This is a genomic window from Pseudomonas rhodesiae (assembly GCF_013285305.1).
GTDB lineage: Bacteria > Pseudomonadota > Gammaproteobacteria > Pseudomonadales > Pseudomonadaceae > Aquipseudomonas > Aquipseudomonas rhodesiae.
This window is the reverse complement of record NZ_CP054205.1, coordinates 2590494-2614287: the sequence shown is the minus strand read 5'-3', so window position 1 is coordinate 2614287 and position 23794 is coordinate 2590494. Positions and strand designations below refer to the sequence as shown.

5 protein-coding genes are annotated in these 23794 nt (G+C 62.3%); 2 read left to right on the top strand and 3 right to left on the bottom strand.

Annotation, left to right across the window (positions count from 1 at the left end; genetic code table 11):
* Nucleotides 1-286: 286 nt before the first annotated feature.
* On the bottom strand, nucleotides 287-1120 hold the full coding sequence (locus HRH33_RS11805) for a formyl transferase (protein WP_123480854.1): 834 nt from the start codon (nucleotides 1118-1120) through the stop codon (nucleotides 287-289).
* A 200-nt stretch (nucleotides 1121-1320) separates the two neighbouring features.
* Between HRH33_RS11805 and HRH33_RS11800 the strand changes: the two genes are divergently transcribed.
* Entirely contained in the window at nucleotides 1321-2973 is a 1653-nt protein-coding gene (locus HRH33_RS11800; protein WP_167418671.1) for a cyclic peptide export ABC transporter, read from the top strand.
* A 149-nt stretch (nucleotides 2974-3122) separates the two neighbouring features.
* Complete coding sequence (locus tag HRH33_RS11795; protein WP_279287813.1) at nucleotides 3123-5495, top strand: TonB-dependent siderophore receptor; 2373 nt, start codon at nucleotides 3123-3125, stop codon at nucleotides 5493-5495.
* Nucleotides 5496-5559: 64 nt separating this feature from the next.
* Here HRH33_RS11795 and HRH33_RS11790 read toward each other — a convergent pair whose 3' ends face one another.
* Together HRH33_RS11790 and HRH33_RS11785 are read right to left on the bottom strand one after the other, a co-directional pair.
* A complete protein-coding gene (locus tag HRH33_RS11790; RefSeq protein WP_167418669.1) occupies nucleotides 5560-9657 on the bottom strand; it encodes an amino acid adenylation domain-containing protein in 4098 nt (1365 codons plus the stop codon).
* The gene (locus tag HRH33_RS11785) at nucleotides 9657-23792 is read right to left on the bottom strand and encodes a non-ribosomal peptide synthase/polyketide synthase (RefSeq protein ID WP_244962435.1); all 14136 of its coding nucleotides are present in this window, start codon (nucleotides 23790-23792) and stop codon (nucleotides 9657-9659) included. Before HRH33_RS11785 ends, HRH33_RS11790 begins: the two co-directional genes overlap by 1 nt.
* Nucleotides 23793-23794: the final 2 nt, after the last annotated feature.

Below are 23794 nucleotides of genomic sequence, written 5' to 3'. Positions count from 1 at the left end.
CGCGTTGTGGTGATAAGAGCCCGATCAGCGAATTCCATCAGGGACAGAGGCACCGCCTCACTTAAAGTCCGGATGTATGGCTGCAACCTTATCCCGTCTGTGTTTTCACGAATTGAGTGCTTGGCATACTGGGGGCGTCCATGTATGAGCAGGCTTGTCCTGCGCTGGGCTGCGAAGCGGCCCTAAACCTGTCGACTGTTTTTGCCTGGCCCACCGCAGTGTCGGCAAGGGGGACGCTTCGCGCCCCGGCGCGGGGCAAGCCCGCTCACTACAGAAGCCTCAAATTTCAGGGTTGGCTTTGTTTGGCCAGGCGCTCCAGCCCTTCATGCAAGGCCGGGAACAGGCTGTTGTTGAAGTTGTTCCAGCGCAGTTCGAGGATGGTGTCGTCCGCTGCGATGTCGGTGTTGAGCACGTCATGGAACACTTCGCCGGAGTCGATGCCATTGTCCACGTAGTGGAACGAGGCGCCGGTGCGGTACAGCGGCTCGCATGGCTGGGTTGCCTTGGTCGTCCAATCCACCACCGCTTGGCCACGGGCGCCGTACAGCGCGTTCCAGGTGGCGTAGGCGCCACGGCGCTCGTAGGGCGAGTCGATGCGAGTGATCCCGGGGTGAATATTCATGATTCGACGGGCAAACGGCGCACCCGGCCGTACCAGTTCATCGAGGATCACCAGCAGGCCGTCGAGCACCACGATATCCGCCTTCAATTCCACCAGCGTGTCATGCAAACGGCGCTCGAAGTCCTGCTTGCCGGCGACGTGTTCGGCACTGCCCCGTGGCAGGCGGCGGTAGGTGGACGGCACGCTCAGCAGCAAATCGTTGACCAGCGTGCCCTGCACCCGCAGGTCAGCCGGGTACAGCCACTGGCGACCCGGCTGGTAGGCAAAGCCATAATCGGCCACCAGTTGCTGATCCCTAGGGTTCTGCTCATCGTCGTCATACACCACGCCTACCAAGTGATAAGCCTCGCCCAATGGCGTGTCGTTGAGCGACCCCACCAGAAACTCCAGCACCGACTTCATATAGCGCTGGTGATCCTTGTAGGCCACCGGCTGCCCGGCCTTATCGGCGGCGGCGTTTCTCAGGGACCACACGTACACCAGATTCTTCTTCGTCATTGTTTCGCTCTCGCTGAAGGGATCACGCACCGCGCGGCTACGCGTGCGCCTACACAACAAGAACGAACCAGCTCCCAGGCAATTTATCCGCCGCCTTCACCGCCAGGCGCACCAGGCTAAATCGTCACGGCGATGCTTCGTTTGTCATGGGTAAGGGTCTGTGTGCCCAGCCCCCTCTTTTCACTTTCCGGGAAGTACTTATGACCGACCCCAAGCGCGGCGCCTTCAACGGTCTGCTCGCATTGCTCAGGCCATTTCGCACCATCGTCACGGTCTCCGTGGCCCTGGGCATGGCCGGCGGCCTGGCCATCACGTTGCTGCTGGCGACGATCAACAACGCTCTGCACTCGCCCCAAGGCATGACCCAGGGGGTGATCCTGACTTTTGCTGCGTTATGCGTGTTGGCGTTGGTCAGTTCGATCGTGTCGGATATCGGCACCAACTTTGTCGGCCAACGCATTATTGCGGCGCTGCGCAAGGAGTTGGGCGAGAAAGTGCTGTCGGCGCCTATCGAACAAATCGAGCGCTACCGCACCCATAAGCTGATCCCGGTGCTGACTCACGACGTCGATACCATCAGCGATTTTTCCTTTTCTTTCACGCCCCTGGCCATCGCTACTACGGTGACCCTCGGATGCCTGGGCTACCTGGCGTACCTGTCGGTGCCCATGTTCCTGATCATGATCGTGGCGATTGTGATCGGCACCGCCGTGCAGTACGCGGCGCGTTCTGCGGGCATCCAGGGTTTTGAAGCGGCCCGTGACCAGGAAGACGAGTTGCAGCGTTATTACACCGCCATCGCTTCGGGCGCCAAGGAGTTGCGCATCCACCGCCCCCGTCGCTACCGGATGAATACCCATCGCATCCAGGCGACCGCCGATCGCATCGGTGATATCCAGATCCGCTCAGTGAACATCTTCATCATCGCCAAAACGTTCGGCTCGATGCTGTTCTTTGTGGTCATCGGTCTGGCGCTGGCGTTCCAAGCCTATTACCCCAGCCCTGACCCGGCCGTGATCACCGGTTTCGTCCTGGTTTTGCTGTACATGAAAGGCCCGCTGGAACACGTAGTGACCGCACTGCCGATCGTCAGCCGTGCGCAGATCGCGTTCTCGCGTATCGCTGAACTGTCCGAGCGGTTCTCATCCCCTGAGCCCCATCTGCTGCTCGAAGACAGCGAGGCGCCAAAACCGGTGGTGCACAGCCTGGAACTGCGTGGGGTGAGCTACAGCCCGCCGCCGGTGGACGGTAGCGAACCGTTCCATCTGGGCCCGATCGACCTGAGCATCAAGCAAGGCGATATCGTATTTATTGTCGGCGAAAACGGCTGCGGCAAGACCACGCTGATCAAATTGCTGCTGGGGCTTTACACCCCACAATCCGGCGAAATCCACCTCAATGGCCAACCCGTGAGCGCCACGAGCCGTGACGATTACCGTCAACTGTTCACAACGGTGTTCGCGGACTATTACCTGTTCGATGATCTCGTTCAGGGCGGTGGGAAAACCTCGCTGGATGGCGCAGCCCAATACCTGGAGCGCCTGGAAATCGCGCATAAGGTCACGATCAAAGACGGTGCGTTCAGTACCACCGACCTCTCCACCGGCCAACGCAAGCGCCTGGCACTGGTCAACGCCTGGCTGGAAGAACGCCCAGTGCTGGTGTTCGACGAATGGGCCGCCGACCAGGACCCGGCCTTCCGTCGTATCTTCTATACCGAGCTGCTGCCGGACCTCAAACGCCTGGGTAAAACCATCGTCGTGATCAGCCATGACGACCGCTATTTCGACATCGCCGACCAGTTGGTGCGACTGCGCGCGGGCCAGGTGGTGCATGAACGGGAGCTGGCGTGAATTTTTTTTCCGGTTTCTGCAGGTAGGAACGTCTCACTACTGTTAATGAGAACTAACCTCAATAAAATCAAACTGCCCACCTAAAACATAGAAGAGAACGCCCCATGTCTGCACGACTCGGTCTGAGCCCCTTGAGTAAAGCGCTATCCATGCGAAGGGCCCTGCATGTCAACCTCAAGCCCAGCGCGCTCGCGCTTGCGGTGTCGCTGCCTCTTGCCGGTTATGTTCAAGCCCAGGCGCTTGAGATCAATATTCCTGCACAACCGTTGGGGACGGCGCTGCAGGAATTTGGTCGCCAGACCAATATGCAAGTGTTGTACAGCCCGACGGACGTCCAGAACAAAAGCAGCGCCACGGTCAAGGGTAAGCTCGCACCGGAACAGGCCATCGCCGCGCTGCTCAAAGGTTCGGGGATCAACTACAGCTTGCAGGGCAACGCCATAACCATCAGCGCCAACAGCAGCTCCAGTACCCTGGAGCTGGGTGCGACCCAGGTCAACGCGAACCAGTTGGGTACGGTCACCGAAGGCACCGGTTCCTACACCCCAGGCACCATTGCGACCGCCACGCGCATGGTCCTCACCCCCCGACAAACGCCGCAATCGATCTCGGTGGTTACCCGCCAGGCCATGGATGACTTCGGGCTGACCGGCATCGACAACGTGATGCGCCATACACCGGGCATCACCGTCTCGACTTACGACAGTGAACGCACCAACTATTATTCGCGCGGTTTTGCCATCCAGAACTTCCAGTACGATGGCATTCCAATGACCCGCAACGCGCCCTACTCGGCCGGGCAGACCCTGACCGACATGGCCATCTACGACCGGGTCGAAGTGCTCAAAGGCGCAACCGGCCTGCTCACCGGCGCTGGCGGCCCCGGCGGCACCATCAACCTGGTGCGCAAAAAACCTACCGCGCAGTTCCAGGGGCATGTGGAGCTGGGCGCGGGATCGTGGGACAAATACCGCTCGGAAATCGACGTCAGCGGCCCCTTGACCGAGACCGGTAACGTGCGAGGTCGCGCCGTGGCTGCGTACCAGGACGAGCACTCGTTCATGGATCACTATCAGCGTAAAACCAGCGTGTTCTACGGCATTCTTGAAGTCGACCTGGATGAAGACACCCTGCTCACGGTAGGCGCCGATTACCAGGACAACGACCCCAAAGGCTCCAGTTGGTCCGGCAGCAGTCCTGTGTATGACTCGGCAGGCAACCCGATCACCTTGCCGCGCTCCTTCAACAATGGCGCGAAATGGAGCAAGTGGGAGCAATACTCGCGCACCGCGTTCGCGACGCTGGAGCACACCTTCAGCAACGGCTGGGTCGCCAAAGGGCAGTACAACCACCAGATCAACGGCTACAACGCTCCACTGGGCTCCCTGGCCTCACCGAATCCGACCACCGGGCTGTCTTCGGTCTATGGCCAAAAGTACACCGGTGAAACCATCAGCGACAGCGGTGATATGTACCTGACCGGCCCATTCAGCATGCTCGGGCGCGAACACGAGTTGGTGATCGGCTCGTCCATCTCGTCGTCCCATTGGGTAGGCAAGGACTACTACAGTCCGACATTCACCAATAACGTCATTGACTTCTACAACTGGAATGGCGACAGCATTGAGCCGAACTGGGGCGATGTCGGTTTCAAAAACGACGAAACCACTCGCCAATCCGGCGTGTACATGACCGGCCGTTTCAGCCTGACCGATGACTTGCACCTGTTGCTCGGCACGCGTATCGCCAACTATCAGGTCACGGGTACCAGCGATACCAAGGACACCGGCAAAGTCATTCCCTATGCCGGCCTGACCTATGATCTGGACGACAACTACTCCCTCTACGCCAGCTACACCGAGATCTATCTGCCGCAAACGGCGTATCGGGACGCGAGCAACAAAATGCTGGAGCCGGATGAAGGCACCAACTACGAGATCGGTCTCAAGGGAGAGTTCTACGAGGGCCGCCTGAACGCCAGCCTGGCTTACTTCGAAGTGCATGAGGAAAACCGCGCGGAATTCGACAGCACCGCCGATAAGTCCCTGGTCGACAACCCCTACAAGGGCATCACCGCCAAGACCAAAGGCTATGAAGCGGAAATCTCCGGCGAACTTGCACCTGGCTGGCAATTGCAGGCCGGATACACCCATAAGATCATTCGCGACCAGAGCGGTACGAAGGTGTCCACATGGGAACCGGAAGATCAGGTCAACTTCTACACCACCTACAAGCTTACCGGCCCCTGGGACAAACTCACCCTGGGCGGTGGCGCGCGCTGGCAGGGTGAGGGTTGGCAGTACCTGAACAACAGCCCGAAAAGGACCACCGAAAAATTCTCGCAGGACCCGTACTGGCTGGTGGACGTAATGGCACGCTACCAAGTGACCGACAATGTGTCCGCCACCCTCAACGTCAACAACCTGTTCGATAAGAAGTACTACACCAACATCGGCTTCTATAACTCCTCGTACTACGGTGACCCACGCAACGTCATGCTGACCACGCGCTGGAGCTTCTAACTCGCTCGTAATAAAAAAGCCCCTGGCCATTTATGTGGCCAGGGGCTTTTGTTTGCCTGGGGCATTAGCCCATGACTGATGCAAAACTGCCGACAAACTGAGGGTTATCGACAATCCGGTCGTGAGTCGTGTCGATCAGCGTCGACTGGGTGATCCCGGCCGCGCCGATGACGGCCCGCATACTGGACTCAATCAGCTCACGATGCTGCCCGCCCTTGCTGCGCGATGCCCACCAGCAAGCGACGGGGGCTTTGATCGGCGCATAGTCGGCGTCCTGCAACCTGAGGTCCAGCAAGCGTTTCACCTCCCAGGACACCTGCGCTTCACTGCCCTCCAGCAACTCATGCCGCAAGCCTTCGTAGGCAGTGCCCAAGGTGCGTTGCGCCCAGCTATCCACCCTCGCCCACCGCTGCGTATCATCACCCTCGTCTCTGCTGCCCAGCCACACGGCGTGGATCTGTTCGGCATGGTGCGGAAATAGCACACCGAGCATCTCGGCGCGTTGCTCGCTGACGGACACCACGCGCTCTTCGGCGGCGGTTTGTGCATCCCAGAACCCGGCGACGCGGTACGGCGGCGGCGCATCGATCCAGCCCACGCAAGCCACTTCACGACCGGCCTGTTCCAGACGATAAGCCACCTCCATCGCCAGATTGCCCCCCAGCGACCAACCTGCCAGACGGAAAGCGCCCTGAGGTTGTGCCCCCAACAGTTGAGCGGTGTAATCCTCAACCATGCTTGTCCAGGACGGGACTTCGCCGCCCTCTTGCGCCAGCGCGCGGCAGATCACCCCGATCACCGGTCGCTGGTCACGCAGTGCCAGGGCAATCGCTTTGTAGCAATGCACCGAACCGTAACTGGGGTGGAACACAAACAATGGCGTGCCCGGCGCGCCGCTGTTAAGTGGCACGAGCAAATCGCTGCGGGTGCTGCCGTGCAGGCTGTCGACTTGCCCCTGCACCGTGGGGTTGAGCATCAACTGGGCCACCGATACGCTGACCCCGGTTGCGGCACGGATGCGCTCCTTGAGCAACAACACCAGCAGGGAGTGACCGCCCAGTTCGAAGAAATTATCGCGCAGGCCCACCCGTGGCACGCCCAAGAGATCGGACCAGATAGCCGCCAGTTGTTGCTCGTGCACGCTCTGCGGCGCCAAGTAGGCGGCCTGTTGTGGGGCATCGGGCGTGGGCAAGGCCTTGCGGTCCAACTTGCCATTGGGGCTTAACGGCATGCGGTCGAGCACCACCCATTGCCCAGGCACCATGAAGTCCGGAAGATGCCGCGCCAGATGCGCACTGAGCGCATCGCGCCAGCCCTCGACTGCGTCGTGCAGTACCACGTAGGCCACCAGGTGCTTACCTTCCAAGACTTGCACACTCGCTGCACGCACCCATTGGTGCTCCAGCACACGCGCCTCGATTTCGCCCAGTTCGATGCGCAAGCCACGCAGCTTGACCTGGTGATCCAGGCGCCCCAGGTACTCAATCACCCCGTCAGAGCGCTGGCGTACCCGATCACCACTGCGGTACAGCCGCGCACCGGCATGAAACGGGCACGGCACAAACCGTTCGGCAGTCAGTGCCGGTCGTTGATGGTAGCTGCGCGCCAGTCCGACGCCGCCCAGGTACAACTCGCCCGACACGCCCGCCGGCACCGGCATCAATTGCGCATCGAGCACATACGTGGCCAGGTTGGCTATCGGCCGGCCTATGGGCACGCTGTCGCAGTCTTCGGCGACACAGGTCCAGTGGGTCACGTCGATGGCCGCTTCGGTCGGGCCATACAGGTTATACAGCCCGGCCCAGGGCAGTTTGGCGAACACCTGCTGCTGCACGTCCACCGGTAACGCCTCGCCACTGCACACGATGCGGCGCAGACTTTGGCAGCGGATGACGCCTGGGTCTTGTACAAACGCCTGCAGCATCGACGGCACAAAATGCAATGTGGTGACCTGATGGCGATCGATCAGGCCGATCAAGCGCTCGGGATCGCGGTGATCGCCTGGCGCGGCAACCACCAGCTGTGCGCCGGTCATCAATGGCCAGAAGAACTCCCACACCGATACGTCGAAGCTGAACGGCGTCTTCTGCAACACCGCATCGCGGGCATCCAGGCAGTAGGTATCCTGCATCCAGCACAAGCGATTGGTCAGCGCGCCATGACGGTTGCCGGCCCCCTTGGGTTTGCCGGTAGAGCCGGACGTATAGATCACATAGGCCAGGTGCTCGCCGTCCAAAGCGACATTAGGATTCGCATCACTGAACCCATCGAGCCTTTCCTCATCCAGCAGCAGCACCTCAAGACCTGCGGGTATCGGCAGTGCTTGCAGCACCTGCGTCTGGGTCAACAGCAACTTCACCGCACTGTCTTGCAGCATGTAGGCCAGGCGTTCGCGCGGGTACTCCGGGTCCAGCGGCACATAGGCGCCCCCGGCCTTGAGCACGGCCAGCAGCCCCACCACCATTTCGACGCAGCGCTCTACCGCCAGCCCGACCAGCACATCCGGGCCAACTCCCAACGCTATCAAGCGATGTGCCAGGCGGTTGGCACGCCGATTAAGCTCGGCGTAGCTCAAGGATTGCTCGGCAAAATACAGCGCCGGCGCTTCGGGGGTGCGCTCGACCTGCGTCTCGATCAAGTGATGCACGCAGCGGTGCAGAGGGTAAGCCTGGGCAGTGGCGTTCCACCCGTGGACGATGCGGTGTCGCTCATCGCGGTCGAGCATCTCCAGTTGCCCAATCGGTTGCCGTGCATCCTGGGCCATGCCCTGCAATAGATGCTGCCAGTGCATGGCCATGCGCTGCACGGTTGGTCCGTCGAACAGGTCCGTGGCGTAGGTCAGCGCGGCCCAGATACCGTCGGCGGACTCGCGGGTGTCCAGGCTCAGGTCGAACTGCGCGGTGCGGCTCTGCCACTCCAGGCTTTCGACCTGCAGCAGCCCCGGCGACTGGGCGCTGCCGGCTTTGCGAGTATCGGCCTGGTGATTGAACATTACTTGGAACAAGGGGTTATGGCTGAGGTTGCGCTCCGGCTGCAAGGCCAGCACCAATTGTTCGAAAGGCAGGTCCTGATGCGCCTGAGCCTCCAGCGCACGGGCCCGCACTTGCAGCAATAACGTGGACACTGACATCTGCCCGTCGATATCCGCCCTGATCACTTGGGTGTTCACAAAAAAGCCGATCAAGCGTTCAGTTTCGACACGATTGCGGTTGGCTGTCGGCACCCCGATGCGGATATCCGGCTGGCCGCTGTAGCGATACATCAGCACTTGGAACGAGGCCAGCAACAGCATGAACATCGTCACGCCTTCGCGCTGCGCCAGGTCGCGCAGCGCAGCCACCAGGCCCGCCGGTAACGCAATGTCCAGGCTCGCGCCACGGTGACTTTGCAGCAGCGGGCGGGCACGATCGAACGGCAGCGCCAATACCGGCTGCTCGCCCCCCAGGCGACCGCGCCAGTAATCCAGTTGGCGATCCTGTTCGCCGGCCTCCATCCACGCCCGCTGCCACAAGGCGTAATCGGCATACTGGATCGGTAAGGCGGGTAATTGCGCCTCATACCCCTGGGCGTACGCGGCATATAACTGCACCAGTTCCTCGACCATGATCTGCATCGAGTGCCCATCCGACACGACATGGTGCTGAACCAACACCAGCACATGCTCTTGCGCGTCAAGACGCATCAAGGCGACGCGCAGCAACGGGCCGTTCTGCAAATCGAAGGGCTGGGCGATCAGCGCGTCCAACCGGTCGGTCACCTGGGCCTGGTCAATCTCCATCGATTGAATCCGCACAATGGCCTGTGGGTCGACCACCTGCACCCGACGCTCGCCGTCCTGGCGCAGGCAGGTACGCAGGGTTTCGTGGCGGGCAACCAGGCTATCGAAGCTGCGCTGCAATGCCGCGACGTCCAATGGCCCGCGCAAACGCAACGCCGTGGGCAGGTGATAAGCGGCGCTGTCGGGCTCCAACTGCCAGATAAACCACTGCCGCTCTTGAGCGTAGGACAGCAGCAACTGCGGCGCCTCATCGCGCGTCACTGGAATCGGTAAGTTGGCGGGCGAGACATCCTCGGCGAGCATCTTTTGCAGGTAGACCCGGCGCTGTTCAAGCGGCAAGCCGATAAACCGTTTGACGATGCGTTGTGCAACCTGAGTGTCCATCAAAACGGCCCCATATCATCAAACAGCGCATCGAGACGGCTGAGTTTGTCTTGCGTCACCGCACCGCCCTGCCCTTCAAGGTGCGCCGCCAGGCGCCGTACATCCGGGTGCTGGAAAATATCCTGCGGTGAAGGTCGCAGGCCCAGTTCAAGCTGCATACGCGAAATAACGTTGATCACCAGCAAGGAATGCCCGCCCAGTTCAAAGAAGTTGTCATTAAGGCCCACGCGCTCGACTTCCAGCACCTGCGCCCAGATCGCCGCAATCTGCTGCTCCAGCTCGCTTTGCGGCGCTTCATAAACACTGGACGGCTGGCCCGCATCGGCCTTGGGCAGCGCCTTGCGATCCAACTTGCCGTTGGGACTCAGCGGCATTTGCTCCAGCAACACCCACTGTGCCGGCACCATGTAATCCGGTAGGTGTTCGGCCAGGTGCGCACCGAGCACCTCGCGCCAGTCGCCGTGGGCATGGTGCAGCACCAGGTAACCCACCAAGTACTTGCCGTCCACCGCCAGCACCGCCGCTTCACGGACCTGCTCGTGTTCCAGCAACCGCGCTTCGATCTCGCCCAGCTCGATGCGCAGGCCGCGCAGCTTGACCTGATGGTCGATACGTCCGGCGTATTCGATCACTCCGTCTTCGCGGTAGCGCGCCAGGTCGCCGGTGCGGTACAGGCGCTCGCCGTGGACGAACGGGTGGGCGATAAAGCGTTCGGCGGTCAATGCAGGACGGCGGTGATAACCACGGGCCAGGCCCGCGCCGCCCAGGTACAGCTCGCCCAGCACGCCGACCGGCACCGGTTCGAAATTGTCGTCAAGCAGGTAGCAGCCCAAATTGGCAATCGGACGGCCAATCGGCACCGTGTCGCGGCCTTCGTCGACGCAGGTCCAGTGGGTCACGTCGATGGCGGCTTCGGTCGGGCCATACAGGTTGTACAGCCCGGCGTGCGGCAGCTTGGCGAATACCTGCTGCTGCGCATCCACCGGCAACGCCTCGCCGCTGCACACGATGCGTTGCAGGCTCCGGCAGCTGGACACCGCCGTATCCTGCAAGAACGCCTGCAACATCGACGGCACAAAGTGCAGCGTGGTGACCTGTTCGGCGTTGATCAAGTGGATCAATTTGGCCGGATCGCGGTGATCGCCAGGGGCGGCAATCACCAGCCGCGAGCCGGTCATCAGCGGCCAGAAAAACTCCCACACCGACACGTCGAAACTGAACGGGGTCTTTTGCAATACGCTGTCGGCCGCGCTTAACCCATAGGCTTCCTGCATCCATTGCAGGCGGTTGAGCAAGGCCGAATGGCGGTTGCCCGCGCCCTTGGGTTGGCCAGTGGAACCCGAGGTGTAGATCACGTACGCAAGGTTTTCACCGTCCAGCGCGACAGCCGGGTTTTGCTCGCTGTATTGCTCGTAACTCGACTCGCCCAGTATCAGGGTTTCCAAGCCTTGCGGAATCGGCAACTGGCCGAGCAAAGGCGCTTGGGTCAGCAACAATTGCACGCCGCTGTCGTCGAGCATGTAGGCCAGGCGTTCGCGTGGGTAGTCGGGGTCCAACGGCACATAGGCGCCGCCGGCCTTGAGCACCGCAAGCAGGCCGATAACCATGTCGAAGGAGCGCTCCACGGCCAGCCCCACACGCACATCCGGGCCGACACCGGCCTCGATCAAGCGATGGGCCAGGCGGTTGGCGCGGCGGTTGAGTTCGGCGTAGTCGATACGTTGCTCGGCAAACACCAGGGCCGTGGCCTGCGGCTGGCGCTCGGCTTGGGCTTCGATCAGGTGATGCACCCATTGGTTTTGCGGGTAGTCGCGGGCGGTGGCGTTCCAGGCATACACCGTGGTGTGACGCTCAGCGGCAGTCACCGACGGCAAGTCGGCCAAACGTGTATGTACCGGGTTTGCCAAGGCCAGCAGCAAATGGCTGAAGTGCGTAGCCAGGCGCTGGATATCCGCGTCGCTGAAGGCTTGCCGGCTGTAATTGAACTCCAGCCCCAGAGTCTGCCCAACGCCCAGCAGCACCGTCAGCGGATAGTGGGTCTGTTCCAGATTCTGCACTGGGCCAAACTGCAGCTCCGTAGGCGAGCCCTGCTCCAAGGCTTCGGACACCGGGTAGTTCTCGAACACCAGGATGCTGTCGAACAGCGCCTCGCCGCCTAAGCCAGCCCAGCGTTGTACGTCGAACAAAGGGGTATGTTCCTGCTCGCGCAACCTGAGATTTTGCGCCTGGATCTGCTGCAGCCATTGGCCGATCGACATTTGCGGGTCCGGGGTAGCCACCACCGGCAGGGTGTTGATGAACAACCCGACCAACTGCTCGATTCCCTGCAATTGCGCCGGACGCCCCGCCACCGTGGCGCCAAAGGCCACAGTCGCCTGGCCAGTCTGGCGCGCCAACAGCAGCAGCCACGCGCTTTGCACCAGCGTGTTGAGCGTGACTTTGTGGCCCTGGGCAAAAGCTTTCAAGCGCTGGGTCTGCGACGGTTCGAAGTTAAGTGTGTGTTCACCGTTGGCCATCGGCAGCCCATCAAGGCCAGTCGACGCGCCACGGGCCAGGCGTGTGGGTTCTTGCAACGCGGCCAGCTGGGTTTTCCAGAATCGTTCGCTGGCGGCTTTGTCCTGGCCCTGCAACCAACCGATGTAATCACGGTAACGTCCGAGCGCCGGACGCAAAGGCTCCCCGGCATAGTGTTGCAGCACCTCGCCAAACAGCTGCGAACCGCTCCAGCCATCCATCAGGATGTGATGATGGGTGTAGATCAAATGATGATTGGACGGCCCGGTACGCACCAGCACCAGATTCAGCAATGGCGCCTGTTCCAGAGCAAAGCCCTGGGCGCGTTGCGTAGCGGCCAGACCATCAAGCGCGGCGGCGCGATCCTCACGCCCCTGCCAATCGTGCTCCACCACTGTAACGTGCAAATGCTTGTAGACCACCTGCAATGGCTGGTTCAACTCAGCCTGCCAGAGGAAGCCACTGCGCAGCACCTCGTGGCGGTCCACCGCCGCTTGCCAGGCGCGCTCAAAACGCGGCACATCCAGACCGCGCACATCCACGCGCATCTGATTGATGTAGTCCCCCGAACCCTCGCTGTACAAGGACTGGAACAACAGGCCCTGCTGCATCGGAGACAACGGATACAGGTCCTCAACCTCTGCCAACACCAGCGGCAACGTGTCCAATTGCGCCTGAGTCAGCCCGGCCAATGGAAAGTCCGACGGCGTCACGCCGCGATTGATCGGCAGGCAACAGTGCTCAATCAGCGCCTTGAGCTCCTCGGCATAATCGTCCGCCAAGCGTTGCACGGTGGCCTCGTCGAACATCTCGCGGCTGAAACTCCAGCTCAAGCTCAGCTCGCCGCCGTACACCTGGCCGTTGATTTCCAACCAGTTGCCCAGTGGCGCGTCGAGGCTTTGATCGGCACCGGCAGCATCGCCCGACGGTGCAAACAGACTGCCTTGGCCGCCGTCGTCGAAACTGCCGTCGAACTGGCCCAGGTAGTTGAAGGTGATGCGCGGGCGTGGCAGTTGGCTCAATGCTTGCTGCGCAGCATGATCGCCCAGGTAGCGCAGCGCGCCGAAGCCCAGGCCCTTGTCAGGAATGGCGCGCAGTTGCTCCTTGATGCCCTTGAGCGAATCCGCCAGGCTCGGCGCCGGCACCAGTTGCAGCGGGTAGAGGTTGGTGAACCAGCCGACCGTGCGCGTCAGGTCAATGTCATCGAACACGTCTTCGCGGCCATGACCTTCCAGCCGGATCAGCATCGACGGGGTTCCCGTCCAGCTCACCATCACCCGGGCCAGGGCCGTCAGCAACAGATCGTTGATCTGGGTGCGGTAGGCGCTTGGGGCTTCCTGCAGTAACTGTCGTGTCCAGCGTTGGTCGAGGTGGGTCGTTACATTCAAGGCATGGCGGTTACTGAGGCTGGCCTGTGGGTTCGCTCCAGGCAGGCCGTCCGGGCTGGCGTGCAACTGCTGTTGCCACCAGGCCAGTTCCTGTTGCAACGCAGCACTGCCGGCATACCGGCGCAGCCGCTCAGCCCAGGCGCGAATCGAACTGGTTTTGGTCGGCAGTACCGCGCGGCCGTCCTGAGCAATCTGGCGGTAAGCCGTTTGCAAATCTTCCAGCAGGATGCGCCACGAAACACCGTCCACCACCAAGTGATGAATCACCAGCAGCAAGCGTTGCGAGCCGTCGGCCAGGTCCGCCAGCACCACACGCAACAGCGGGCCTGTACCCAGGTCGAGACTGCTCTGGGCCTGTTCGCCCAGCGCTGCCAACGCCTCGGTATCGTTCACCTGAACGTGCCACAGTACTTGCTCGGCCTGATGCTGCGCCGCATCGCGGTAGGCGGCGCTCCAACCGCTCGCCCCGTGGACGAACGCACTGCGCAAGGCGTCATGGTGCACGATCAACGCCTGCAACGCGGCGCCCAGTACAGCTGGCTGCAACGGCTGGTGCGGGCGCAGGACCACAGACTGGTTCCAGTGGTGACGCTGAGGGATCTGATCGGCAAAAAAGGCCTGTTGGATCGGCAGCAGCGCCAGCTCGCCGGTCAAGGCGGATTGATCGAGCACCACTGCGCCCTCGCCTTGACGAGCTACCGCGGCGAGGCTTTGCACGGTCTGGTGCTGGAACAAATCCTTGGGCGTGAAGCGAATACCAGCCTGCCGCGCGCGGCTGACCACCTGGATCGAAATGATCGAGTCGCCCCCCAGCTCAAAGAAGTTGTCGTTCACCCCCACCTGGGGCAAGCGCAGCACCTCGGCCCAGATCGCGGCGATTTGCTGCTCCAGTTCGGTTTCGGGCGCCACGTAGGTCTGCTGCATCAGGCTCGCGTCCGGCGCCGGCAGGCCCTTGCGGTCGAGCTTGCCGTTGGGGGTCAGCGGCATCTGCGCCAGGAACATAAAGTGCGTAGGCACCATGTAGTCCGGCAGGCGGGTTTTCAGGGCGCGGCGCAGGTTGTCGCGCAGCGCGCCGTCGTCGGTGGCGCGGGCCGGCACTACGTAGGCCACCAGTTGCTTGCCGGACGGGCCGTCGTGGGCCACCACCACGGTTTCGCCGACGTTGTCCTGCTCGCGCAGGCGCGCTTCGATCTCGCCCAGTTCGATACGGAAACCACGGATTTTCACCTGATGGTCCACACGTCCGAGGTAATCCACCACCCCATCCGCACGCCCGCGGGTCAGGTCGCCGCTGCGGTACACACGGCTGCCGGGTTTGCCGAACGGGTCCGGCACAAAGCGTTCGGCGGTCAGTGCCGGACGCTCCAGATAACCCCGCGCCACGCCCTCGCCGCCCAGGTACAACTCGCCGGCCACGCCGATGGGTTGCAGGTTGAGTTGCGCGTCCAGTACGTAGCCGCTGCGGTTGCCCAACAAGGTGCCGATCGGCGCGTACACCGCGCCGCATGGGTCGCCGCGCCGCGCTTTCCACAGCAAGGGCGTGACCACGGTTTCGGTCGGGCCATAGCCGTTGAACAGGTACGTCGGTTTCAGCGCGCGCCAGGCCAGGTCGTAACTGGCCTGGGCCACCGCATCGCCGCCAAAGCAGTACACGCGCACATTCGGCGGGTTGCCGTCGCGCTCGGCATGCTCGGCCAGTTGTTGCAGGTACACCGGCGGGAACACCGCCATGGTCACGTGGTGACGGTGCATCTGTTCGTAGGTGTACTCGGGCAGCCACAGGCTGTCGTCGCGGATGAGCACGCTGGCGCCGTTGATCAGCGGGTGCATCCAGCCTTCGTGGGAACCGTCGAAGGCGAACGACATAAAGTGCAGTTCGCAGTCGGTCGGGCCGGTTTCGTAGCGTTCGCCAGTGGCGATGATATGCGCCACCAACGGGCCGTGGGCCACCGCCACGCCTTTGGGCATGCCGGTGGAGCCGGAGGTGTAGATCACGTAGGCGAGGTTGTCGCCATCGAGTGCGACGTTGGGGGCGGTATCGCGGTGCTCGGCCCAGGTGTAGGTATGGTCGATAGCCAGTGTTTGCAGGCCCTCGCTCATCGGCAGTTGCGGCAACGCGCTGCTGTGGGTGAGCAACAGTTGCGCTCGACTGTCCTCCAACATGTACAACAAGCGATCACGCGGATATTCGATATCCAGCGGCACATACACGCCGCCAGCCTTCATAACCGCCAGGAACGCCACCATGATCTCGGCACTGCGCGGCATGGCGATAGCCACCCGCACTTCCGCGCCAACCCCACGGGCAATCAACGCATGGGCCAGGCGGTTGGCCTGGCGGTCCAGCTCGCCGTAGGTCAGGGTTTGGGTGTCGAATTTCACCGCTACGGCATCGGGGGTTTCCTGGGCGCGGTCGGCGAACAATTCGTGCACCAGGCGCTGGGCCGAGAAGCCGGCATCGCTGCGGTCCCACAGGTGCAGAATGTGCTGTTGTTCCGCGTCATCCAGCAATTTCAACTGGCCGATGCTCTGCTGCGGGTCGGCCACCATTGCCTGCAACAGATTGTGCCAGTGGCGGCCCATACGTTCGATGGTGGCGGCGGTAAACAGGTCGGTGGCGTAGCCCAGAGAGGCTGCCAGCCCCTCGCTCGACTCATGCACATCCAGGTCCAGATCAAAATGTGCGGTATGACTTTCCCAGGCCAGCCCTTCGACGCGCAGCTCATGCAAGGCCGCAGTCGACATCGCCTGCCGTCGTTCGGCCTGGTGATTGAACATGACTTGGAATAACGGGTTCAGACTGAGGCTGCGCTCCGGCTGCAGCGCTTCGACCAGTTGCTCGAAGGGCAGGTCCTGATGGGCCTGGGCCTCCAAGGCCCGCTGCTTGACCTGCTGCAGCAAGCCGCCAACAGTGGTTTGCCCATCGATATCGGCCTTGAGCACCTGGGTGTTGACGAAGAAACCAATCAGACGCTCGGTTTCCACACGGTTGCGGTTGGCAATCGGCACGCCAACGCGAATGTCCTGTTGGCCACTGTAGCGGTGCAACAGAACCTGGAACGAGGCCAGTAACAGCATGAACAGCGTTACGCCTTCGCGCTGGGCCAGGGCTTTGAGGTCAACCACCAGCGACGCGGGTATTTCTATGTGCGAACGCGCGCCGCGATGGCTCTGCTCCGCCGGGCGCTGATAATCGAACGGCAGCTCCAGCACCGGTTGCTCACCGCCCAGCAGCTCGCGCCAGTAGCTCAGCTGACGCGCCTTCTCGCCCGCCTCCATCCACTGGCGTTGCCACACTGCGTAATCGGCATATTGAATCGGCAGTGGCGGCAGTCGCACCTCTTGGCCTTGGCTAAAGGCGGCGTAGACCTGCACCAATTCCTCGACCATCACCTGCATCGACCAACCGTCGGAGACGATATGGTGCTGCACCAGCACCAGTACGTGATCATCCTCGGCCAGGCGCAGCAGATCCACGCGCAGCAGCGGCCCTTGCTCCAGATCGAAGGTCAGGGCGATTTTCGCTTCCACACACGTCTGCAGATCAGCTTCCTGGACATTACTGTGACTGATGACCACCGGCGCAGGCTCGCGCACGACTTGCACGGTGCCATCGCTGCCGTGGCGCAGCACGGTGCGCAGACTCTCATGACGGGCCACCAGATGATCAAAGCTGCGTTGCAGCGCGCCAATGTCCAACGGCCCCTTCAGGCGCAGCACACTCGGCACGTGGTAGGCGCGGCTGTCCGGGTCCAACTGCCAGAGGAACCACTGGCGCTCCTGGGCATATGACAGCGGTACCCCACCGTCACGCGCCAACGCAACCAGCGCCGGCGCGCGCCCTTGGTCGGCCCCCTCGCAGGCGGGTAACGCTGCGACGAAACCTTGCAGGCGCGGCTGCTCGAACAGCAATTTGAGCGGCACCTCAAGGGCCAGCGCGTGGCGAAGACGCGAGGTCACCTGCATGGCCAGCAACGAGTGACCGCCCAGCTCGAAGAAGTGATCCGTCAGCCCGACCCGTGCCACCCCCAGAATATCGGCCCAGATCGCTGCCACTTGTTGCTCGACGGCGCTGACCGGTGCCACCCAGGCCGGCTGCGAAAGATGCGCGTCAGGCTTGGGCAGGGCTTGGCGATCCAGCTTGCCATTGAGGTTCAACGGCAAGCGGTCAAGAAAGACCAGGTGCGCCGGCACCATGTAATCCGGCAGTTGTTCACGCAATACCGCCTTGAGGGTTTCACCCAGCGCCGCAGTCTCCTGCTGATCTGCCACCAGGTACGCGAGCAGTTGGTTATCGACGGCCAGCACCACCGCTTCGCGGACATTGGCCTGAGCCAGCAGCAACGTCTCGATCTCACCCAATTCGATACGGAAGCCACGAATCTTGACTTGATGATCGACACGCCCGACGTATTCGATCACGCCGTCGGCGCGATAACGGGCCAGGTCGCCGGTGCGGTACAGGCGTTCGCCAGCGTCAGCGAATGGATTGGCGACAAAACGCTCGGCCGTCAACCCCGCACGATTCAAATACCCACGAGCCAGGCCGCAGGCGCTGCCGATATACAACTCGCCCACCGCCCCCAGGGGTGCGAGGTTGAGATCGCGGTCCAGGACATACAGGGCGCGCCCTGGCAACGAGCGGCCAATAGGGCTGGCGGTAGCGCTCAGGGCTTCATCCGCTGCGCTGCAATCCAGCACACTGGACACCACCGTCGCCTCGGTCGGCCCATAGGTATTGAGCAGACGCACATGGCCCAGGCCAGCGCGTACCCATTGTGCGGGCCCGTCCAGCGGCATGGCTTCGCCGCCGATGTGCACTTGGCGCAAGGCACCATACGAACGGGGCCCGGCGGCCAGGCAATCAAGCACAAACAGGTGCCAATAGGCGGTCGGCAAATCGGCCAGGGTAATCCCCTGGCTCAGGATCTCGGTATACAGCCGGCCGCTGTCCCATAGCGACGCGCCACGCAGGACCACCGCCGCGCCGTGGGTCAAGGCCGGATACAGTTGCTCGACAAAACCATCGAAGTTAAGCGTGGCGAATTGCAGCACACGGTCCTGGGGCGTCAGCTGCGAATAGCCGGCGGCAATGCTCGCGAATTCGTTCAGGGCGCCGTGGTCGATGGCAACGCCCTTGGGTTTGCCGGTAGAGCCGGAGGTGTAAATCACATAGGCCAGATGATCCGCGCCGATCGCCAAGGCCAAGTCTTCACCGGAGTACTCGGCCAGTCCTGCCTGGTCAATGGCCAAGGCTGCGACCCCTTCGGGAAGCACGATAGGCACGTGGGCGTGTGTCAGCACCAGACGCACACCGCTGTCTTCAAGCATGTGGGCCAGGCGCTCGCGCGGGTAACTCGGGTCGAGGGGCACGTAGGCCCCGCCCGCCTTGAGCACTGCCAGCAGGCTGATCACCATGGCGAAGGAGCGCTCAACGGCAATCCCGACCAGCACTTGCGGCCCGACGCCGTGGGCCACCAGGCAATGGGCCAGGCGATTGGCCTGCAGGTTCAGCTCGGCATAGCTCAGCGATACGCCATCGAGCACCAACGCTACCGCGTGTGGGCGCTGCCGTGCCTGCGCCTCGAACAGACGCTGCACCCCGCCCGTCCAAGGCGCGGCCGGTGCACCGGCGTTCCAGGTCTGCGTAAGACACTGACGCTCACTGGCACCCAGCATCGGCAGGTCTGCAAGGTGTTCGTTCGGGCGTGCAACCACGGCCCGCAATACGCTTAGCCAGTGTTGCGCCATACGCTCAATCGTGCCGGCCTCGAACAGATCGGTGGCGTAGGTCAATGTCGCCCAAAGCCCATCGACGGTTTCCTGAGTATCCAGGCTCACATCGAAATGCGCGGTGTGGCTGTCCCATTCCAGAGCATCAACCTGTAGCCCCGTCGCCTGCGGCGCCGCAGTGCCGCGCGCATCGATCTGATGGTTGAACATCACTTGAAACAGTGGGCTATGGCTCAGGCTGCGTTCCGGCTGCAGCGCTTCGACCAGTTGTTCGAACGGCAGGTCCTGATGTGCCTGGGCTTCCAAGGCCGCCTGCTTGACCTGCTGGAGCAGCTCGACAAACGACAGCTCGCCGCTGATGTCGGCCTTGAGGACTTGAGTGTTGACAAAAAAACCGATCAAACGCTCGGTTTCCACCCGGTTACGGTTGGCAATCGGCACGCCCACGCGAATATCCGACTGGCCGGTATAGCGATACAACAATGCCTGGAACGCAGCCAGCAACACCATAAACAGCGTCGCGCCTTGCCGTTGGGCCAGGCCCTGCAAAGCCTCCAGCAACGCGGGGTCCAATAGCCATTCCACACGCGCACCGCGGTGGCTTTGCGCCGGGGGGCGGGGATGATCGAGCGGCAAGTCCAGCACCCGTTGCTCGCCGGCCAAACGCTCACGCCAATAGGCCAACTGGCGCGCCTGCTCACCGGCCTGCAACCAGTCGCGCTGCCACACCGCATAGTCGGCATACTGAATCGGCAGCGCTGGCAACTGCGGTTCCAGGCCCTGCTTAAGCGCGGCATAGGACTGCACCAGCTCCTCGACCATCACCTGCATCGACCAGGCATCGCTGACGATGTGATGCAGCACCAGGACGAGCACATGCTGATCCGCTGCCAGTTGCAACAACCGGACGCGCAACAACGGCCCAGTGCGCAAATCGAACGGTTCGGCGATTGCCGCCTCGACCTGGGCCCTCACCACGGCCGGATCATCGGTAGCGAGGGTCTGCTCTTCGATCAGGAACGCCGCTGGTGCGGCCATCCGCTGCACGGTGCGTTCACCCTCCGTGACAAACACCGTGCGCAGGCTTTCATGGCGTGCAAGCAAGCCATCGAAACTGCGTTGCAGCGCCTGGCGGTCCAGTGTGCCTTGCAGGCGCAGGGCTGCGGGGATGTGATACACCGCGCTGTGAGGCTCCAACTGCCAGAGGAACCACTGGCGCTCCTGGGCATAGGACAATGCCAGCGGTTGATCGCGCGCGCAGCGGGCAATCGGCTGCACGTCCAGCACGCTGTCGGAGAGTGCCTGCACAAAGCGCCCAAGCTCAGGCTGCTCGAACAACGCTTTGAGTGGCACATCGATTGCCAATGCCTGGCGCACGCGAGACACAACGCGTGTCGCCAGCAACGAGTGCCCGCCGATTTCAAAGAAGTGATCCGACAGACCGACCTGGGCCACGCCCAGCACTTCGGCCCAGATCGCCGCCACCTGGCACTCGCGTGCGGTCACGGGTGGCACGTAATGTTTTTGCAACGCACCAGCGTCGGGCCTTGGCAGGGCCTTGCGGTCCAGCTTGCCATTGGGGGTCAGCGGCATCCGCTCCAGCAGCACCAGATAGGACGGCACCATGTATTCCGGCAATCGTGCACGCAAGGCTGTCTTGAGCTGTTCCCGCAGCGCGGCCTGTTCCTGCTCAGCCAGCGGGTGGCGGGTGACCAGATAGGCAAGCAACTGCTCATGGTCAGCTATCACCACCGCTTCGCGCACCATTGGCTGCTCGCGCAGGCACGCCTCGATCTCGCCCAATTCGATACGGAAACCCCGCACCTTAACCTGATGGTCGACGCGGCCGATGTACTCCACCACCCCCTGCTCGCGATAGCGCGCCAGGTCGCCGGTGCGGTACAAGCGTTCGCCGGGACCGCCATACGGGTTGGGCACAAAGCGCTCGGCCGTCATGGCCGCCCGGCCGAAATAACCGCGAGCCAAACCGACGCCACCAATCAGCAGTTCACCGGGCACCGTCAGCGGGCAAGGCGTAAGCGTGTCGTTGAGGATAAACAGCGACGTATTGGCAATCGGTCGCCCTACAAACGGCACAGGCTCAAGCAATGGATAGGCGGCCGACCAGATGGTCGTCTCGGTCGGCCCGTACAGGTTCCACACCGTGCCTTGACAGGCGAGCATGCGCTCAGCCAGGTCGGCGGGCAGCGCCTCACCACCACACAGGCATTTGATTCCGCGCAGTACGGTGCAACGTTCGCTGTCCAGCAGCATGCGCCAGGTCGATGGCGTGGCTTGCAGCACGTCGATGGTTGCGTGCTGCACCAGGTCGAGGATGGCCTCCGGGTCCAGGGACGTGTCCTTGTCGGCCAGGACCACCGTCGCGCCCACCGCCAGGGGAACGTAAAGCTCCAGGGCAAAAATATCGAAAGAGAAGGTGGTCAACGACAACAGGCGTGCTTGTGCATCAATGCCCAAGGTGTCGGCCATGCCCTGGGTGAAGCTGCTCAGCGCGGCATGGCGCACCATCACGCCCTTGGGTTTGCCGGTGGAGCCGGACGTGTAGATCACATATGCCAGGTGCTCACCACTGAGTTCGACGTCTGGGTTGACGCTGCTGTAGCGCCCATCCGCGTCTTCGTCCATCAGTAGCACCTGCTGACCGACCGCCAACGGCAACTGTTGACGCAGGCTGCCGGCCGTCAGCACAACGTGCGCACGGCTGTCTTCGAGCATAAAGGCCAATCGATCAGGCGGGAAACCAGGGTCGAGCGGCACGTAGGCACCGCCGGCCTTCAAGGTTGCCAACAGCGCCACCGCCATCTCGACCGAGCGCTCCAAAGCCACCGCCACCAGCACGTCGGGACCGACGCCAGCGCCGCGCAAACGATGGGCCAGTCGATTGGCACGTCGGTTCAATTCGCCATAGCTCAGCACTTGGCCGTTGCACGCCAGTGCCGTCGCATCCGGGCGCAGCCGAGCCTGGTCTTCGAACAGGCGATGCACGCCCATATCCTGGGCAAACGCCCGCTGGGTAGCGTTCCAGTCATGCACCATGTGCTGCAACTGGGCATCCTCCAGCAGCGGCAATTCACCGACACGACGGGTGCAATCCTGGCTGACGCTGTGCAGCAAACGCTGCCAGTGTGCAAGCAGGCGCTGCATGCCGGGGGCGTCAAAAAGGTCCGTGGCATAGGTCAGGGACGCCTGAATGCCTTCGGCCGATTCCTGGGTATCCAGGTTGAGATCCAATTGCGCGGTCTTGCTGTCCCACTCCAACCCCTGGACCTGCAGACCCGTTGCGCTGGCGCCGCCGCGCTGGGTATCGGTCTGGTGGTTGAACATCACCTGGAACAGCGGGTTATAACTCAGGCTGCGTTCCGGCTGCAGCGCTTCGACCAGTTGCTCGAAAGGCAAGTCTTGATGGGCCTGGGCTTGCACCACGCGCTCACGAGTGTGGTGCAACAGCTCGCGAAAACTCATCTGCCCGTCGATGTCAGCCTTGAGAATCTGTGTGTTGACGAAAAAGCCGATGAGGCCCTCGGTCTCCGCGCGATTGCGGTTGGCCACCGGCACGCCGATGCGAATGTCCCCCTGACCGCTGTAGCGATACAACACCGCCTGGAATGAAGCCAGCAGCAGCATGAACAGCGTCACACCTTCGCGCTGCGCCATGGTTTTGAGACGGGTGACCAACGCGGCATCCAGCGCCAGGTCCAGACGTGCACCGCGGTAGCTTTGTATCGCAGGCCGTGGGCGATCCATCGGCAATTCCAGCACGGGCTGCTCACCGCCCAGCAGGTTTTCCCAGTACGCGAGTTGGCGCTCGCGCTCGCCGGCTTCCATCCAGCTGCGCTGCCAGAGCGCATAGTCGGCGTACTGGATTGGCAAGGCCGGTAGCTGCGGTTCGAGCCCCTGGACATGGGCGGCATACAATTGCACAAGCTCGTCGACCATGACCTGCATCGACCAGCCATCGGAGACGATGTGATGTTGCACCAGTACCAGCACATGCTCCTGCGGCGCCAGGCGCAGCAGTTTCACTCGCAGCAACGGGCCTTGCTGCAAATCGAACGGCCGGTCAATTTCGGCCTGCACCCAGTCTTTGACCTGGAATGCCTGGGCCTCGACCAAGGTGATTTCCACCCGCGCGTTTTCGACAATGACCTGCAAGGCGCTGTCACCATCGGGCTCAATGTGCGTGCGCAGGCTTTCGTGCCGGCTAACCAGAGTGTCGAAGCTGCGCTGCAAGGCTGCTACGTCCAGCTCTCCCACCAGACGCAGCGCCCGAGGCACGTGGTATGCGGTGCTCTGCGGCTCCAACTGCCACAAAAACCACTGCCGCTCCTGCGCATAAGAGAGTCGAAGCGGCTCGCCTTCCTGACGCTTGAAAACCGGGGCGATCTCAAACAGGTTGATGCCTTGTTGCTTGAGCATGACCGCCAACGCTTTCTTTTGCTGCGCAGAAAGTGAACCCACCGACTCGATTAATGCTTGCACGC

What these genes read in the sequence shown, in the direction of transcription:
- HRH33_RS11805 (WP_123480854.1), bottom strand. Translation starts at nt 1,120, where the DNA reads ATGACGAAGAAGAATCTGGTGTACGTGTGGTCCCTGAGAAACGCCGCC.
- HRH33_RS11800 (WP_167418671.1), top strand. Translation starts at nt 1,321, where the DNA reads ATGACCGACCCCAAGCGCGGCGCCTTCAACGGTCTGCTCGCATTGCTC.
- HRH33_RS11795 (WP_279287813.1), top strand. Translation starts at nt 3,123, where the DNA reads ATGCGAAGGGCCCTGCATGTCAACCTCAAGCCCAGCGCGCTCGCGCTT.
- HRH33_RS11790 (WP_167418669.1), bottom strand. Translation starts at nt 9,657, where the DNA reads ATGGACACTCAGGTTGCACAACGCATCGTCAAACGGTTTATCGGCTTG.